At 69.0% G+C, this 17114-nt stretch carries 12 protein-coding genes; 8 read left to right on the forward strand and 4 right to left on the reverse strand.

What is annotated here, in order from left to right:
* Positions 1 to 126: 126 nt before the first annotated feature.
* Positions 127 to 2199 (forward strand): DNA gyrase/topoisomerase IV subunit B, encoded by a 2073-nt coding sequence (locus FBY40_RS09800; protein WP_141938352.1) that lies wholly within the window; start codon positions 127 to 129, stop codon positions 2197 to 2199.
* 10 nt (positions 2200 to 2209) lie between these two features.
* Here the strand turns inward: FBY40_RS09800 and FBY40_RS09805 are convergent, their stop codons facing one another.
* The gene (locus FBY40_RS09805; RefSeq protein WP_141938353.1) at positions 2210 to 4663 is read right to left on the reverse strand and encodes a DNA gyrase/topoisomerase IV subunit A; all 2454 of its coding nucleotides are present in this window, start codon (positions 4661 to 4663) and stop codon (positions 2210 to 2212) included.
* A 61-nt stretch (positions 4664 to 4724) separates the two neighbouring features.
* Between FBY40_RS09805 and FBY40_RS09810 the strand changes: the two genes are divergently transcribed.
* Positions 4725 to 5849 carry an alkaline phosphatase family protein gene (locus tag FBY40_RS09810; protein ID WP_235014759.1) on the forward strand — a complete coding sequence of 375 codons (1125 nt, stop codon included), beginning with the start codon at positions 4725 to 4727 and terminating at the stop codon, positions 5847 to 5849.
* A gap of 15 nt (positions 5850 to 5864) precedes the next feature.
* On the opposite strand, the gene sepH is transcribed toward FBY40_RS09810, so the two are convergent.
* A complete protein-coding gene (gene sepH / locus FBY40_RS09815) occupies positions 5865 to 6908 on the reverse strand; it encodes a septation protein SepH (protein WP_141938354.1) in 1044 nt (347 codons plus the stop codon).
* 276 nt (positions 6909 to 7184) lie between these two features.
* On the opposite strand from sepH, the gene FBY40_RS09820 reads away from it, so the two are divergent.
* Positions 7185 to 7478: a DUF4193 domain-containing protein gene (locus tag FBY40_RS09820; RefSeq protein WP_124293148.1), complete on the forward strand. Its 294-nt coding sequence runs from the start codon at positions 7185 to 7187 to the stop codon at positions 7476 to 7478.
* Here FBY40_RS09820 and FBY40_RS09825 read toward each other — a convergent pair.
* Complete coding sequence (locus FBY40_RS09825) at positions 7411 to 7962, reverse strand: DUF3093 domain-containing protein (RefSeq protein WP_327437039.1); 552 nt, start codon at positions 7960 to 7962, stop codon at positions 7411 to 7413. The genes FBY40_RS09820 and FBY40_RS09825 overlap by 68 nt on opposite strands.
* A gap of 18 nt (positions 7963 to 7980) precedes the next feature.
* On the opposite strand from FBY40_RS09825, the gene dut reads away from it, so the two are divergent.
* The 5 genes from dut to dxs all read left to right on the forward strand — a co-directional run bounded on the left by dut (position 7981) and on the right by dxs (position 14861).
* The gene (gene dut, locus FBY40_RS09830) at positions 7981 to 8433 is read left to right on the forward strand and encodes a dUTP diphosphatase (RefSeq protein ID WP_200829968.1); all 453 of its coding nucleotides are present in this window, start codon (positions 7981 to 7983) and stop codon (positions 8431 to 8433) included.
* The gene (locus FBY40_RS09835; protein WP_141938358.1) at positions 8430 to 9026 is read left to right on the forward strand and encodes a DUF3710 domain-containing protein; all 597 of its coding nucleotides are present in this window, start codon (positions 8430 to 8432) and stop codon (positions 9024 to 9026) included. Before dut ends, FBY40_RS09835 begins: the two co-directional genes overlap by 4 nt.
* Positions 9023 to 9802: a DUF3159 domain-containing protein gene (locus FBY40_RS09840; protein WP_141938359.1), complete on the forward strand. Its 780-nt coding sequence runs from the start codon at positions 9023 to 9025 to the stop codon at positions 9800 to 9802. The genes FBY40_RS09835 and FBY40_RS09840 overlap by 4 nt, the downstream gene beginning before the upstream one ends.
* A gap of 134 nt (positions 9803 to 9936) precedes the next feature.
* On the forward strand, positions 9937 to 12759 hold the full coding sequence (locus FBY40_RS09845) for an aconitate hydratase (protein ID WP_141938361.1): 2823 nt from the start codon (positions 9937 to 9939) through the stop codon (positions 12757 to 12759).
* A 143-nt stretch (positions 12760 to 12902) separates the two neighbouring features.
* On the forward strand, positions 12903 to 14861 hold the full coding sequence (gene dxs, locus FBY40_RS09850) for a 1-deoxy-D-xylulose-5-phosphate synthase (RefSeq protein WP_141938362.1): 1959 nt from the start codon (positions 12903 to 12905) through the stop codon (positions 14859 to 14861).
* 86 nt (positions 14862 to 14947) lie between these two features.
* Here dxs and FBY40_RS09855 read toward each other — a convergent pair whose 3' ends face one another.
* Positions 14948 to 17110 carry a 3-hydroxyacyl-CoA dehydrogenase NAD-binding domain-containing protein gene (locus FBY40_RS09855; protein WP_141938363.1) on the reverse strand — a complete coding sequence of 721 codons (2163 nt, stop codon included), beginning with the start codon at positions 17108 to 17110 and terminating at the stop codon, positions 14948 to 14950.
* Positions 17111 to 17114 lie beyond the last annotated feature (4 nt).

Raw genomic sequence — 17114 nt, forward strand, 5'->3', positions numbered from 1 at the left:
CATACAACCACGGCACGATGACGGTCATGCCGCGATCCGATGACCGTTCGCTGAGCGCGTACGGCGGCGCCCGACAGTCGTGTCTGTGCAAGGACGGGTCGGAACCCCCGGTTAGCCTTGGAGATTGTGACCGCCGCTGAGTATTCCGCCCACCACCTGCAGGTGCTCGAAGGGCTCGAGGCCGTCCGCAAACGTCCGGGCATGTACATCGGCTCGACCGACGCCCGCGGTCTCATGCACTGCCTGTGGGAGATCATCGACAACGCCGTCGACGAGGCACTCGGTGGCCACGGAGATCACATCGACGTCGTCCTCCACGCCGACGGCAGCGTCGAGGTCCGCGACCGCGCCCGCGGCATCCCCGTCGATGTCGAGCCCCGCACCGGGCTCACCGGCGTGGAGGTCGTGTTCACCAAGCTGCACGCGGGCGGCAAGTTCGGCGGGGGCTCGTATGCGGCGTCCGGAGGTCTGCACGGCGTGGGTGCCTCCGTCGTCAACGCCCTGTCCGAGCGCCTCGACGTCGAGGTCGACCGCGGTGGCAAGACCTATGCGATGTCGTTCCACCGCGGCGAGCCAGGGGTGTTCGCGGGCCCGGGCCCTGACTCGCCCTTCACCCCCTTCGAAGACAGCAGCGAGTTGCGCGTGGTTGGAAAGGCTCCGCGCGGGGCGACGGGAACGCGCATCCGCTACTGGGCCGACCGACAGATCTTCACCCGCGATGCCGCGTTCTCCTTCGAGGAGCTGGAGCAGCGGGTGCGGCAGACGGCGTTCCTCGTCCCCGGTCTGCAGATCGTCGTGCGCGACGAGCGCGCAGGCGAGCCGGTCGAGACGGCCTACCGCTTCGAGGGCGGCATCTCGGAGTTCGTGGAGTTCCTCGCCCCCGACGCCGGTGTCACCGACGTGTGGCGGCTGACCGGCACCGGGGTCTTCACCGAGACCGTCCCCGTCCTGCAGCCCACCGGCGCGATGATCCCCACCGAGGTCGAGCGCACCTGCGAGGTCGACATCGCGCTGCGGTGGGGGATCGGCTACGACACCGTCGCCCGCTCCTTCGTCAACATCATCGCCACGCCGAAGGGCGGCACCCATCAGCAGGGGTTCGAGCAGGGGCTGATGAAGGTGCTGCGCGCACAGGTGGAACAGAACGCCCGTCGGCTGAAGGTCGGCAACGACAAGATCGAGAAGGACGACATCCTCGCCGGCCTCACCACGGTGATGACCGTCCGACTGCCCGAGCCGCAGTTCGAGGGTCAGACCAAAGAGGTGCTGGGCACCCCGGCCGTCCGTCAGATCGTGGCCCAGGTCGTCACGAAGGAGCTCACCGCGCGCTTCTCCTCCACCAAACGCGACGACAAGGCGCAGACGTCGCTGCTGCTGGACAAGGTCGTCTCGGAGATGAAGGCGCGCATCTCGGCGCGCACGCACAAAGAGACCCAGCGCCGGAAGAATGCCCTCGAGTCGTCGTCTCTGCCGGCCAAGCTGGCCGACTGCCGCACGAACGACGTCGCCGAGTCAGAGCTCTTCATCGTCGAGGGTGATTCGGCGCTCGGCACGGCCAAGCTGGCGCGCAACAGCGAATACCAGGCTCTGCTGCCGATCCGCGGGAAGATCCTGAACGTTCAAAAGGCGTCGATCAGCGACATGCTGTCCAACGCCGAATGCGCATCGATCATCCAGGTGATCGGTGCGGGTTCGGGCCGGTCGTTCGATCTGGAGGCCGCGCGCTACGGCAAGATCATCCTGATGAGCGATGCCGACGTGGACGGTGCGCACATCCGCACCCTTCTGCTGACCCTGTTCTTCCGCTACATGCGTCCCCTCGTCGAGGCCGGACGGGTGTTCGCCGCCGTCCCGCCCCTTCATCGGGTCATCGTGATGCATCCCGGGACCAAGCCCAACGAGACGGTCTACACCTTCAGCGAACAGGAGCTGCACACGCTGCTCACCAAGCTCACCAAGGCGGGCAGACGCTGGCAGGAGCCGGTGCAGCGGTACAAGGGTCTCGGCGAGATGGACGCCGACCAGCTCGCGACCACGACGATGGATCGGGGCGGACGGACCCTTCGGAGGGTGCGCGTGCAGGACGCCGAGGCGGCCTCGCGTGTCTTCGAACTGCTGATGGGCACCGACGTCGCCCCCCGTCGCGAGTTCATCGTCGACTCCAGCGACCGGCTGTCGCGCGAGCGCATCGACGCCTGACCGGCGTCCCTCAGCGTACGGCGGTCCCGACCGCTCCGACGACGGCGTCGAGCGGTGTTCCCGATGCGTCGCGTCGAGCACCCGTTGCGGGCAGCTGACGGACCGCGCCGTCGGGACCGACCGCTCGAGGGTCGGAACCGACCCACGCCAGGCTCAGGGTGTCTTCCCCTCGGAGGAAGCGATGCGCGCGCACCCCGCCGGTGCCGCGTCCCTTGGCGGGATACTCCGTGAAGGCCGAGACTTTGGCGGATCCGGGGTCGGTGCCTGCCAGAGCTGTGGAGGCGCCCGCGACGGTGACCACCACGGCGTCGAAGGCCGAGCCGCCGACGACGAAGAACCCGATCGCCTCCACTCCCGGGGCCAGCCTGATCCCGGCCATCCCGCCGGCGGCACGGCCCTGGGGTCGGACGGAGGACGCGTCGAAGCGCAGGAGCTGCGCGTCCGCGGCGACGAACACCAGCTCCGCACCGTCGGGCGCGAGGGCGGCCCCGACGACGCGGTCGCCGTCCTTGAGGGAGATGATCGCGACGTCGTGTTTGCCCGCGAGCTCGGAAGCGGCGACCCGCTTGACCACGCCCTGCGCGGTGCCGAGTGCGATGGGCGGATCCGACGCGAGGGGAACGAGGGCGACGACGTGCTCGCCGCCGGTGAGGCCGAGGTACTGGTCGACGCGGGTCCCGGCCGACAACTGCACCGAGTTCCCCGGAACGGAGGGCAGGTCGACCGGCGAGAACCGGACGAGGCGCCCTGCCGTGGTGACAGCTCCCACGTCTCCGCGCGTCGTGGTGTCGACCGCGGAGCGCACCGCGTCGTGCTTCGATCGGCGGGCGGGGGGGACGATGCCGCCGCCCGGCGCCTCCGGCGTCCGCTCGGCGCGCACCATGCGTCCCGTCGCGGAGAGGAAGACCCGGCAGGGCGCGTCGGCGATCTGGAGGTCGACCGGACCCGCCGACTTCGACGACCGCGCCGCGACCGGACCGCCGTTCAGCAGCAGGGTCCGCCGCGGGGTGCCGAGCGCTTCGGCGGTGGCCTCCAGCTCCGTGGCCACCTGGGCCCGGAGCAGCGCCGGATCGCCCAACAGCTCGACGAGGGCGTCGATCTCGGCCTTCAGGGCGTCGCGTTCGGCTTCCAGTTCGATGCGCGAGAACTTCGTCAAGCGCCGCAGGCGCAGCTCCAGGATGTACTCGGCCTGCACCTGGGTGAGGTCGAAGACGTCCATGAGTCGGCCACGCGCCTGCTCTCCGTCATCGGAGGTGCGGATCACCTGGATGACCTCGTCGATGTCGAGGATCGCGATGAGGAGACCTTCGACGAGGTGGAGGCGTTCGCGGCGGCGTGCGAGGCGGTATTCGCTCCGCCGGGTGATCACGCGGATGCGGTGGTCCAGGTACACCCGGAGCATCTCGCGCAGCCCGAGCGTCTTTGGCTGGCCGTCGACGAGGGCGACGTTGTTGATGCCGAAGGAGTCCTCCAGCGGCGTGAGGCGGTACAGCTGCTCGAGGACGGCGTTGGGGTCGAACCCCGTTTTCACGCCGATGACCAGACGAAGGCCTTTCGTACGGTCGCTGAGATCGGTGACGTCGGAGATGCCGGTGAGCTTCTTGCTCGTGACGGCGTCCTTGATCTTCTCGATCACACGCTCGGGACCCACGAGATACGGCAGCTCGGTGACGACGAGTCCGGTTCGGCGCGGGCCGAGGCTCTCGATCGACACCTTCGCCCGGGTGCGGAATGATCCGCGCCCCGCGGCATAGGCGTCGCGGATGCCGTCGAGCCCGACGATGATCCCCCCGGAGGGGAGATCGGGGCCGGGGACGAACTCCATCAGCTCTTCGAGGGTCGCTTCGGGATTCTCGAGCAGGTGCACGGCGGCGGCGACGACCTCGATGAGGTTGTGCGGGGCCATGTTGGTGGCCATCCCCACCGCGATGCCCGACGCGCCGTTGACGAGCAGGTTCGGAAACGCTGCCGGAAGCACCTCCGGCTGCTGGAACTGGCCGTCGTAGTTGGGGATGAAGTCCACGACGTCTTCATCGAGGTCTGCGGTCATCGCCAGCGCCGGGGGAGCCAGACGGGCTTCGGTGTACCGCGGGGCCGCGGGACCGTCGTCGAGCGAGCCGAAGTTGCCGTGTCCGTCGACCAGGGGCACCCGCAGCGAGAAGGACTGTGCCAGGCGCACGAGGGCGTCGTAGATCGGAGCGTCGCCGTGCGGGTGGAGCTTCCCCATCACCTCGCCGACGACGCGCGCGCTCTTGACGTGCCCGCGATCGGGCCGCAGCCCCATGTCGGCCATCTGGAAGAGGATGCGGCGCTGCACGGGCTTCAATCCGTCACGGGCGTCGGGCAGGGCGCGGGAGTAGATGACGGAGTAGGCGTACTCCAGGAACGACCCCTGCATCTCGACGGAGACGTCGACGTCCTCGATGCGTTCGGCGGGCGTGGTGTCAGCGGGTGATGCGGGCATGGCGATGGGGTTCCAAGACGGAGCGGGGGAGCCGCCGGCGGGGTGTGCCAGACTGGCCCGGGTGACCGTCAGCCTACCGTCGGACCCGCCCGGTGCCCGGCGCCTCACCGGGGTCGTGCCGGAGTTGATCGCGGCGCTCGGGGGCGCATCCGACCGACTGGCCCCTGCGCGAAGCGCGATCGTCTGCGTGGTCGATGGCCTCGGAGCCCATAATCTGCGAGGCCGCAGCGGTCACGCGAGGTATCTCGCGGCGGCGATGTCGAAGAAGGATGTCGTGCGGACCGTGTTCCCCACCACCACCGCCGCGGCGCTCACGAGTCTGCTGACGGGGACCGAGCCGGGCACACACGGCATCGTCGGCTACCGGGCCTTCGTCCCCGACACCGGCGAGGTCCTCAACCAGCTCCGCGGGTGGGACACGCACGGACTTCCGGTGAGCTGGCAGCGCGCCGCGCCTCTCTTCGGCCGGGAAGCCGAAACCGGCCGGCCGACGTTCTTCGTCTCCAAGCCCGAGTACACCGGCACGGGGTTCACCGAGGCGACGCTGCGCGGTGCGGTTGCGGTGCCGGCAGAGGACTTCTCCGACCGGGTCGACCTCGCCGTCGACCTTGCGGCCCGGCATCCGGGCGCCCTCATCTATCTCTACACACCGGAACTGGACGGGATCGGTCATCGTCGCGGATGGGAGTCCGACGAGTGGACGATCGGGCTGGAGGACGTGGACGCCGCACTGGCGCGGCTCGGCGGAGCGCTGCCGGACGACGTGGGGGCGATCATCACCGCCGACCACGGGATGGTCGACGTTCCCCGGCACCGGCATCGTCTCCTGGTCGAGGGGAGCCCCCTGCTGGAGGGCGTGGCACAGATCGGCGGCGAGCCGCGGATGCTCCATCTGTACGCCGATCCGGGGGCCGCTGATGCCGTCGCCGACGCATGGCAGGCAGCGGAGTCTTCTCACGCATGGGTCTTCACGAGAGACCAGGCTGTCGCGAGCGGCCTGTTCGGCGAGGTCGATCCCGTGGTGCGGCCGCGGATCGGCGACGTCCTCGTCGCCGCACGCGGGACCACCGCCTACTACGACGACCGGGATGCCGAACGCACCGGTCAGCAGATGGTGGGCCAGCACGGCTCGCTCACCGATGCCGAGCGGATCGTTCCGTTCATCCGCCTCGGCGCGTTCGCCTGAGCGCTGCCGCTCGTCTCAGTCGTCGCCGCGTGCGCCGAAGACGATCTCGTCCCACGACGGCATCGACGTGCGTCCCTTGCGGCGGCCGGCCGCCTCGGCGACCTGCGTCGCCGATGAAGCCCTGTCCGGCGGGAGGTTCTCCTCGGAGGGCTCGGGGCCGTCGCCGTACCCCGGCTCGAGGGCGTCGAAGAGCGCGACAGGCTGGGATGACGTCGTGCGCTCTCGCGCCTCCTCCGCGCCCGGAAGGGGTTCACGCTGACCACGACGACGACGCAGGGCTTCGAGCAGGTCGGCGGTCTCCGCGGAGGTGACGGCCGGTTCGGTCGCCCGCTTGATCGCGGCCTCCTGGACGGCCGGTGCGACCGGCGCAGGGATCTCGGGGTGCTCGAGGTCGGCCTCCGGCGGGCGGCGGGGCCCGAAGGCGCCGCTGTCGAAGCGCGAGTCGTCCTTCGCGGGGGCGGTGTCCAGGGCGCGCAGGCGCGGGATCAGTCCTTCGGGGAGCGAACCCTGACGCGACAGCTGGATCGCGTCGGCGTTCAGAGGCGAGAGGGTGCTGCGGCGAGGGTCGAAGCTCCACCGCGCATCATGGTCGACGCTGTTGGCGGTGAACTCGAGCTTGACGATCCATCCCGAGGGCTCCTTCCAGCTCGTCCAGCGTTCGCCGACTGCGCCGGCCTCGTGGAGCTTGCCGCGCACGGCTGCTCCGAACGTGGGGTGCGCGTCGTGCTCGAGCTGACCGCCCAGCAGCACCGGCACAGCGAGAGCCTGACCGACGACGTGCTCGCGCTCGGCGAGCACCGGACCTTCGAAGCGGGCCACGTCTTCCACGCGGCACCCGAGCAGTGTCGCCACCTCGGTCGTCGACAGCCCGGCACGGATGTGCGACTGGATCTCCCGGGGGCTGGGGCGAGCGGCCTGGCTGTCGTGGTCGCGGTCACGCCGGGTGCGGCGCAGCTCGTTGCGCAGCACCTCATCGACGGGCAGCGAGAACCGGTCGCCCGATTCGGTCGCGAGGACGAGTCTGTCGTCCTCGGTTCCGATCACCTTGAGCTGTTCCATGCGAACGCCTCTCCGACTCAGCAGTGCCGCCATGGTGTCACAGGGACGCCCTGGGGCCGGGAATATCGTGCGCGTGGCGCATGTTCCGGTGGGTGATCGTCGCCCTCTCGCGCCTGGGGCGGCATCCGATCACCCGCAGGCGTGCCCAGAGGCGTCCGAACCGGTCGCCGCGGCGCCGGATGCGGCATTTGCGAAATGCCCACCGGTCATGCAAACTATGGCCGCCTGTTCAGGCCAGGTGCACCCGAGAATCACCGGAAGTAGAGATCCCCCCGCATGGCAACCGACTACGACGCCCCCCGCAAGACCGAAGACGACAGCGAGTCGATCGAGGCGCTCAAGGAGCGTGTCCCCGACAAGATGTCCGGTTCGGTGGACGTCGAGGACGCCGACAATCCCTCCGGCTTCGAACTGCCCGGAGCCGACCTGTCCGACCTCGAGCTGGACGTGGTCGTGCTTCCCCCTCAGGAGGACGAGTTCACCTGCATGAACTGCTTCCTCGTCAAGCACCGCTCGCAGCTGGACCACGAGGGCGGCGACGGACCGATCTGCCGGGAGTGCGCGGCGTAACCGGCTCGGCGTCGCCGCGTCGCGCCCGCTCGATCGCAGCGATGAGGCGGTCGGGTGTGCGGGTCGAGACCACCCACGCCGGCACCGGGTCGTCGGGGTCTTCGAGCGCGATGACCACGACCGGGTCGATCCCCCCGCGGATGAGGTGCCACGCCCGGGGGTGCAGCTCCACGCCGCGCTTACGGCGGGCTTCCTCGCCGGTGAACCCCTCGGCCCCCCCGAGGTGACGCACCTCGATGCGGGCCCGTCCGGCCCGCAGCATCCCGTCACGGACCTCCACCACCGGCGAGGCGGCGACCAGAGCTACGACGACGAGCGCAGCGACCGCCGCGCCGACGACTAGGGCGACCGTGGGATCGACGGGAGTGAAGACCAGGGCCGCCATCGGTCCGCACAGGGCGGCGGCCACCAGCAGCCACAGACTCGGACCCAGTCTTTCGCGGTACAGCACCGCCTGCTCGCCGCTGCGGCGTGGCTCTGACATGTGCATTACCCTCGTTGCGTGACTGAAACCGTGGACGTCCTCATTATCGCCCCCGACGTTCCGGCCTACTCCCACCCCGGCGATGCGGGTGCCGATCTGGTGTCCGCGGAGGCCGTGAGGCTGGAGCCCGGCCAGCGCGCCCTCGTCGGCACCGGCGTGCGGATCGCCCTTCCCGAGGGCTTCGCCGCCTTCGTCGTCCCCCGCAGCGGACTGGCCGCGAAGCACGGAATCACCATCGTCAACTCGCCGGGCACCGTCGACGCGGGCTACCGCGGCGAGATCAAGGTCGCCCTGCTGAACACCGACCGAGACACCGCGTTCGAGATCGCACCCGGCGACCGGATCGCCCAGCTCATCGTGATGCCCGTCACCCGGGCCGCGTTCGTGCCGGTCGACGACCTCCCCGACAGCGTCCGCGGCGCCGGGGGGTTCGGTTCGACCGGCTACCAGAAGGACGGAGCGACGGCATGACCGACGCGACACCGCAGAACACCCCCAAGAGCGCACCCGCCGATCGGGCGACCGAGGGGCCGTTCGATGAGGCGGAGGCCAATCCGGTCCGCCCTTACATCGATCTCGGAGGGATCAAGGTCCTCCCGCGTGAGGGTCTGAACCTGCGGCTGGAGGTGGAGGAGCAGACCAAGCGCATCGTCGCCGTGGGCTTGGACTACGCCGACTCGACACTGCAGATCCAGCCGTTCGCGGCACCGCGCTCGGCGGGGCTGTGGGAGGAGACGCGAGAGCAGATCCGTCAGCAGATCCGCCAACAGGGCGGGCGCGTCGAAGAGCGCGAGGGTCCGCTCGGACCCGAGCTGCTCGCCGAAGTGCCCGTCGTGGCAGGACCGGACGGGGGAGCGGGCAAGCGCATCGCCCGCTTCGTCGGCGTCGACGGGCCGCGTTGGTTCCTGCGCGGGGTCATCGGCGGGGCGGCGGCGGCCGACGTCGACGCTGCGGCGAAGATCGAGGACCTCTTCCGCTCCATCGTCGTGGTCCGCGGTACGTCGCCGATGCCGCCGCGCGATCTCATCCCCCTCCGCATGCCGGCTACGCCGGGCACGGCGTGAACGACAGCCCGACGGGCGTCCACGCCCCCGACCCCGAACCCGCGCCCGGGGCCGGGGATCAGCGCGCCTCCGAGCTCCTCGGCGCCGCCCTCGGCGGGGCGGCCAAGCGCGCAGGCCTCGATCCGACCCAGCAGGGGAGCACCGGCCGCGTCGTCTGGTCGGCGATGGGCGGCTGGCGCGGGGTTCTCGAATCGGTGCTGCCGAGCCTGACGTTCATCCTCACCTACACCCTCGTGCCCGGCGACACTCAGGAGAAGCTGATTCCGGCCCTCGCCGTCTCGGTGGGCATCGCGGCGGTGTTCACGATCGTGCGCCTGGTGCAGAAATCGCCCCCCTCGGCGGCGATCGGCGGACTGGTCGCAGCGGGCGTGGCGGCAGGGCTGGCGCTGATCACGGGGAACCCCTCCGACAACTTCATCCCGGGTTTCATCACCAACGCCGTCTACGGCTCGGCGCTGCTGGTCTCCGCACTCGTCGGCTGGCCGATCATCGGTCTCGCGGTGGGTTTCCTCGTCGGCGAGGGAACGCGGTGGCGGATGGACCGTCGCAAGCGGCGGGCATTCTTCTGGCTCACCATCGCGTGGGCCGCGCTGTTCGCGGCGCGTCTGGCCGTGCAGTTCCCCATCTACTTGACCTCCCTGGACGAGAGTCAGCGCGACAGCGCGGTGGCGCTGCTGGGAACGCTCAAGCTCGTGATGGGCATTCCCCTCTTCGCTCCGCTGCTCGCGGTCACGTGGCTGGTGGTGCGCGCCCTCTATCCTCCCGCTCCCAAGTGATACATTTATCTTGACGTCGAGATAAATTGAGCGTTGCGGGCTAAGGCTCGCCTTGCTAGCCGCCACACCGACGGCCAGCGAAGATGGGGATGCGGGGACTGCTTGCGTCCTCGCGGCCGACGAAGGAGACAGACGTGTCCACAGTTGACAGCTTCGGTGCCAAGAGCACCCTGACGGTCGGCAGCACCGACTATGAGATCTTCCGCATCGACGCGGTCCCGGGATACGAGAAGCTGCCGTTCAGCCTCAAGGTCCTGCTGGAGAACCTGCTGCGCACCGAAGACGGTGCGAACGTCACCAAGCAGCAGATCGAGGCCCTCGGTTCGTGGGACCCCACCGCCGAACCCGACACCGAGATCCAGTTCACCCCCGCTCGAGTGGTCATGCAGGACTTCACCGGCGTCCCCTGCATCGTCGATCTCGCCACGATGCGCGAGGCCGTGGCCGACCTGGGCGGCGACCCCACCCGCATCAACCCGCTCGCGCCCGCCGAGCTCGTGATCGACCACTCGGTCATCGCCGACCTCTTCGGCCGTCCGGACGCGTTCGAGCGCAATGTCGAGATCGAGTACGAGCGCAACGGCGAGCGCTACCAGTTCCTGCGCTGGGGACAGACGGCGTTCGACGACTTCAAGGTCGTGCCGCCCGGGACCGGCATCGTGCACCAGGTGAACATCGAGCACCTCGCGAAGGTCACCTACACCCGCACCGTCGGAGGGAGCCTGCGCGCGTACCCCGACACCTGCGTCGGGACCGACTCGCACACCACGATGGTCAACGGCCTCGGCGTGCTCGGCTGGGGCGTGGGCGGCATCGAGGCCGAGGCGGCCATGCTCGGCCAGCCCGTCTCGATGCTCATCCCCAAGGTGGTCGGATTCAAGCTCACCGGCAGCATTCCTGCCGGCGTCACCGCGACCGACGTCGTCCTGACCATCACCGACATGCTCCGGAAGCACGGTGTGGTGGGGAAGTTCGTCGAGTTCTACGGCGACGGCGTCGCCTCCGTGCCGCTGGCCAACCGCGCCACGATCGGCAACATGAGCCCCGAGTTCGGCTCCACCGCCGCCATCTTCCCGATCGACGCGGTGACGGTCGACTACCTACGCCTCACCGGGCGATCCGATGAACAGCTCGCCCTGGTAGAGGAGTACTCCAAGGCCCAGACGCTTTGGCACGACCCGTCGCGCGAGCCCGACTTCAGCGAGTACCTCGAACTGGATCTCGGCACCGTCGTCCCCTCGATCGCCGGACCCAAGCGCCCGCAGGATCGCATCGAGCTGACCGCGGCGAAGACCCAGTTCGAGAAGGATCTCCTCGACTACGCCGAGGCCGGACCCGAAACGCGGGTCGACGAAGCCGTCGAGGGCACCTTCCCGGCATCCGACCCGGTGGGCTTCACCCCGGACGACGAGAACATCTCCGATCGCGTCGTGACCGCCGATCACCGCAGCCACGCCCCGGCGGCGGTCTCCAAGCCGACACCGGTCACGACCTCGGACGGCGCCTCGTACACGCTGGACCACGGCGCGGTCACGATCGCCGCCATCACCTCGTGCACGAACACCTCCAACCCGTCGGTGATGCTCGCCGCCGGCCTTCTCGCGCGAAATGCGGCCAAGAAGGGCCTCAAGGCCAAGCCGTGGGTCAAGACGACGCTTGCGCCGGGATCGAAGGTCGTCACCGACTACTACGAGAAGGCGGGGCTGACCGACGATCTCGAGGCGCTGGGCTTCTACACCGTCGGCTACGGCTGCACCACCTGCATCGGCAACTCCGGGCCTCTCATCGAGGAGGTCTCGGCCGCGGTCAACGACAACGACCTCGCCGTGACGGCCGTGCTGTCGGGCAACCGCAACTTCGAGGGGCGCATCAACCCCGACGTGAAGATGAACTACCTCGCGAGCCCGCCGCTCGTGATCGCCTACGCGCTGGCGGGGTCGATGAACTTCGACTTCGAGACCGACCCTCTGGGCACCGACAGCCAGGGCAACGACGTCTTCCTCAAGGACATCTGGCCGAGCCCCGCCGAGGTGCAGCAGACGATCGATTCGTCGATCTCGACCGACATGTTCGAGAAGCAGTACGGCGCCGTGTTCGAGGGCGACGAGCGGTGGCGCTCGCTTCCCACACCCACCGGTGCGACCTTCGAGTGGGACGACGCCTCGACCTATGTGCGCAAGCCCCCGTACTTCGACGGCATGGCGCTGCAGCCCGACCCGGTGAGCGACATCGCCGGGGCCCGCGTGCTGGCCAAGCTCGGCGACTCGGTCACCACCGACCACATCTCGCCGGCGGGATCGATCAAGGCCGACAGCCCGGCGGGCCGGTACCTCCAGTCGCACGGCGTCGACAAGAAGGACTTCAACTCCTACGGCTCGCGTCGCGGCAACCACGAGGTCATGATCCGCGGGACGTTCGCGAACATCCGGCTGCGCAACCAGCTCCTGGACGGCGTCGAGGGCGGCTTCACCCGCGACTTCACCCAGGACGGCGGGCCGCAGTCCTTCATCTACGACGCATCGGAGAACTACCAGCAGGCCGGAGTGCCGCTGGTGATCCTCGCCGGCAAGGAGTACGGCTCGGGGTCGTCGCGCGACTGGGCGGCCAAGGGCACGCGCCTGCTGGGCGTCCGCGCCGTCATCGCCGAGAGCTACGAGCGGATCCACCGCTCGAACCTCATCGGCATGGGCGTCATCCCGCTCCAGTTCCCTGCAGGGGAGTCGGCGTCCTCGCTGGGCCTCGACGGCACCGAGGTGTTCACGATCACCGGCATCGAGGAGCTCAACGCCGGATCCACCCCGAAGACCGTGCACGTCATCGCCGAGCCCACCGACGCCTCGGGCGGCGGCAAGGCGCCGGTGGAGTTCGACGCCGTCGTGCGCATCGACACCCCCGGCGAAGCGGACTACTACCGCAACGGCGGGATCCTGCAGTACGTGCTGCGTTCCCTGGTCTGAGCACCGCGGACCAAGCGCCCGGCCGGCGTCGAAACCGGCCGGGCGCTTCCGCGTCGCCCTCGTCCCGGGCGGCGTTAGACTCGCACCACGCGCATCCGTCTCCTCGTCCCGGGGACGACGGATCGCCCGGCGAAAGGAGACCGGTGGCGATCCTCGACACGATCTCGAACCCTCGTGACCTCGACGGGCTCAGCATCGAGCAGCTCAACGAACTGGCCGCGGAGATCCGCGCCTTCCTGGTGGAGAATGTCTCCCGCACGGGCGGGCATCTCGGACCCAATCTCGGGGCAGTGGAACTCACCATCGCGCTGCACCGGGTCTTCGACTCCCCGCAGGATCCGGTGATCTTCGACACCGGACATCAGTCCTACGTGCACAAGCTCCTCACCGGCCGGCAGGATTTCTCGGGTCTGCGTTCGCGCGGCGGCCTGGCGGGCTACCCGCAGCGTTCCGAGAGCGTCCACGACGTCGTGGAGTCCTCTCACGCGTCCAGCTCGCTGAGCTGGGCGGACGGCGTCTCGCGCGCGCTCAGCCGCACGGGCCGCCGGGATCGCCACGTCGTGGCCGTTGTAGGGGACGGTTCGCTCACGGGCGGCATGACGTGGGAGGCCCTGAACAACATCACCGACGACAACGACCGGAACCTGGTCATCATCGTCAATGACAACGGGCGATCGTACGCTCCGACGATCGGCGGGATGGCGCGATTCCTGAACCGCGTCCGCACGACCGAGGGGTACGAAACGCTCGCGCGAGGCTCGGCCGACCTGTTCCGCCGCCTCGGGCCCGCCGCCCGCGCTCTCTATCGCGGCGTCCGCGGAGGTACCCACGGCTTCCTCGCGCGCTTCATCAACAACGAGGCGTTGTATTCCAATCTCGACATCAAGTACCTCGGACCCGTCGACGGGCACGACCTCGAGGCGATGATCGAGACGCTGGAGCTGGCGAAGGCGCACGGCGCACCCGTGATCGTCCACGCCATCACCGAGAAGGGCCGCGGCTACGAGCCGGCCCGCAATGACGTCGCCGACCAGTTCCATGCTGTGGGCCGCATCGACCCGGTGACCGGTGAGCCGCTGGGCGGCGGTTCTGGAACGGCCTGGACGGACGTCTTCGCCGAGGAGCTCGTGGCTGTCGGCGAAGAGCGTCCTGAGATCATCGGGATGACCGCGGCGATGCTGCGTCCGACCGGCATGCTTCCCTTCGCGCAGCGTTTCCCCGACCGCGTCTATGACGTGGGCATCGCCGAGCAGCACGCCGCAGCATCCGCCGCCGGTCTGGCGTTCGGTGGTCTGCATCCGGTGGTGGCGATCTACGCGACGTTCATGAACCGCGCGTTCGATCAAGTGATGATGGATGTCGCGCTGCACCGCGCGGGCGTCACGTTCGTCCTCGATCGCGCGGGCGTCACCGGCCCCGACGGACCGAGTCATCACGGGATGTGGGATCTGGCGATGCTGCAGATCGTGCCGCATATCCGGATCGCCGCGCCACGCGACGCCGAGCGGCTTCGCGAGGAGTTCCGCGAGGCCGTCGCGGTGGAGGATGCTCCGACGGTGATCCGCTTCCCCAAGGGGAGCGTCAGCCCCGACCTGCCCGCCGTCGAACGTCTCGCAGACGGGGTCGACGTCCTGTCGCGCTCGGACGCGCAGGATGTCCTCATCATCGGCATCGGACCGATGGCGCACCTCGCGATGGATGTCGCGGATCGCCTCGGCGCACAGGGGATCGGGGCCACCGTCATCGACCCCCGCTGGGTCGTTCCCGTGCAGCCCTCCATCGTGGACCTCGCCGCGTCCCACCGGCTCGTCATCACCATCGAAGACGGCATCCGCGTCGGTGGGATCGGAACGCGCGTTCGTCAGGTCCTCCGGGAGTCGGGCATCGACACGGCCGTGGATGAACTCGGCCTGCCCGACGAGTTCATCGATCACGCCAGCCGGGAGCAGATTCTGGAGGATGCGGGGCTGACAGCGACCAAGATCGCACAGGACGTCGTTTCGCAGGTGCTCGGCACCCGCATCCCGGTCGCACGTCCGAGCGGTGACGACGGGTCGCTCTGGCTCGCCGAGCCGGCACGGCTCAGCGACGCGGAGAAGTGAGGATCGCCGGGATCTGACGAACCCGGCGATCGGACGTACGAAGGCCCCCAGCGTGAGCTGGAGGCCTTCGTCATGACAGCGGGCGGCTAACCGCGCGACGCGACACCGCGGATCGGCGGGTGGTGGAAGGTGTCGCCGAACACGCGCTGGGACGCTCCCTCGCGGTCGAGGTACGGCGATGCCCCACCGTCGATGAACGGCCAGCCCGCACCGAGGATGAGGCAGAGGTCGATGTCCTCGACCGCCGGCACGACGTTCTCGTCGAGCATGATGCGGATCTCCTGGGCGAGTCCGTCCTGCACGCGAGTGAGGATGGTCTCAGCCGAGGCCGGGCTGTCGCCCAGGTGGCCCTTGAGGACCTTCTCCGCGGCCTTGGTGAAGCCGGTGACCCGGCCCGACTTGTCCTTCTCGACGACCTCGGACAGCTCCGCCAGGGCGTGGAAGTTCTCGTTGGCGTAGAACCGGTCGGGGAACGCGCGCACCATGGTGTCCTGAACGTGCGCGGCGACCTTCCACCCCACGAGATCGATCAGCTGGAACGGACCCATCGGAAGCCCCAGCGGCGCGAAGGCCTTCTCGACGTCGACGACGGGGGTCCCCCCATAGACCGCGCGTGCGGCCTCGCCCATGACCTTGGCCAGCAGACGGTTGACGACGAAGCCGGGTGCGTCGGCAGTGAGCACCGCACTCTTGCCGAGCCCCTTCGCCACGACGAAGGCGGTGGACAGGGCCGCGTCCGAGGTCTTCGGGGTGGTGACGATCTCGATGAGAGGCATGACCGCGACCGGGTTGAAGAAGTGGAACCCGACCAGTCGATCGGGGTGCGCGAGCTTCGCCCCGATCTCCTCGACCGACAGCGAGGAGGTGTTGGTCGCGAGGATGGCGTCCTCGGCGACGACCGCCTCGATCTCAGCGAACACGGCCTGCTTGACCCCGACCTCCTCGAAGACCGCCTCGATGACGAAGTCGCAGTCGGCGTACAGACTCTTGTCCGTCGTCCCCGTCACGAGGGCGCGCAGCCGGTTGGCCGTGTCGGCGTCCAGACGTCCCTTTGCCTCGAGCTTGCCGATCTCGTCGTGGATGTAGGCGACGCCCTTGTCGACGCGCGCCTGATCCAAGTCGGTGATGAGGACGGGCACCTGCAGCTTTCGCACGAACAGGAGCGCGAACTGACTTGCCATGAGCCCGGCGCCGATGATCCCGACCTTGGTGACCTTCTTCGCCAGGGCCTTGTCGGGAGCGCCGACCGGGCGCTTCGCGCGCTTCTGCACGAGGTCGAACGCGTACATCGACGCCGCGAACTGGTCGCCGACGACGAGGTCTGCGAGGGCTTCGTCCTCTCGGGCGAACCCTTCGGCCCTGGTTCCGGACTTGGCCTTGTCCAACAGATCGAGCGCGACGTAGGGGGAGCGCGGCACGGTCCCGATCTTCGATTCGAGCATGCCGCGGGCCATCTTGATCGCGATCGGCCATTTGGTGAGACGCTCGATCTTGCCCGGCTCGTTCTTTCGTTCGACCTTGCGTCCGCCCAGGACGCCGTCGGCCCAACGCAGCGAATCCTCGAGGAAGTTCGCTGCCGGGAAGATGGCGTCGACGATGCCGTAGTCGTATGCCTGCTGGGGTTTGAGCATCCGATTCTGCTTGAGCGGGTTCGAGATCACGACCTCGAGGGCGTTCTCGATTCCGATGAGGTTCGGCAGCAGGTACGCGCCGCCCCACCCCGGGATGATGCCGAGGAAGACCTCGGGGAGCGCGATCGCCGCAGCGGAGGCGTCGACCGTGCGGTAGGTCGAGTTCAGGGCGATCTCGAGTCCGCCGCCCAGGGCGAGCCCGTTGACGAAGGCGAACGAGGGGACGCCGAGCTCGGACAGCTGCCCCAGCACGCGGTGACCGAGCTGCGCGACCAGGCGAGCGGTGTCGCGCGAGTCGACCTTGGTGATGTCGCTCAGATCGGCGCCGGCGGCCAGGATGTACTGCTTGCCGGTGATGCCGACCGCGTCGATCTCCCCGGCATCCGCTCGTTTCTTCAACGAGTCGAGCGTCGCACCGAGCTCGGTGAGCGTTGCGGGCCCGAGCGTGTTCGGGCGCGTATGGTCCCGACCGTTGTCGAGGGTGATGAGGGCGAGGACCTTGCCCGAGGGCAGACGGACGTCGCTGACGGGGGAGTGGGTGACCACCTCGTCATCGGTGAGGGCGGACAGGGGGGAGAAATCGATCTCGGCGTACTGTTCGGAAGATGTGTTGGTCATCGCT

Origin of the sequence: Microbacterium sp. SLBN-154, from assembly GCF_006715565.1 — a bacterium.
Classification (GTDB): Bacteria; Actinomycetota; Actinomycetes; order Actinomycetales; family Microbacteriaceae; genus Microbacterium.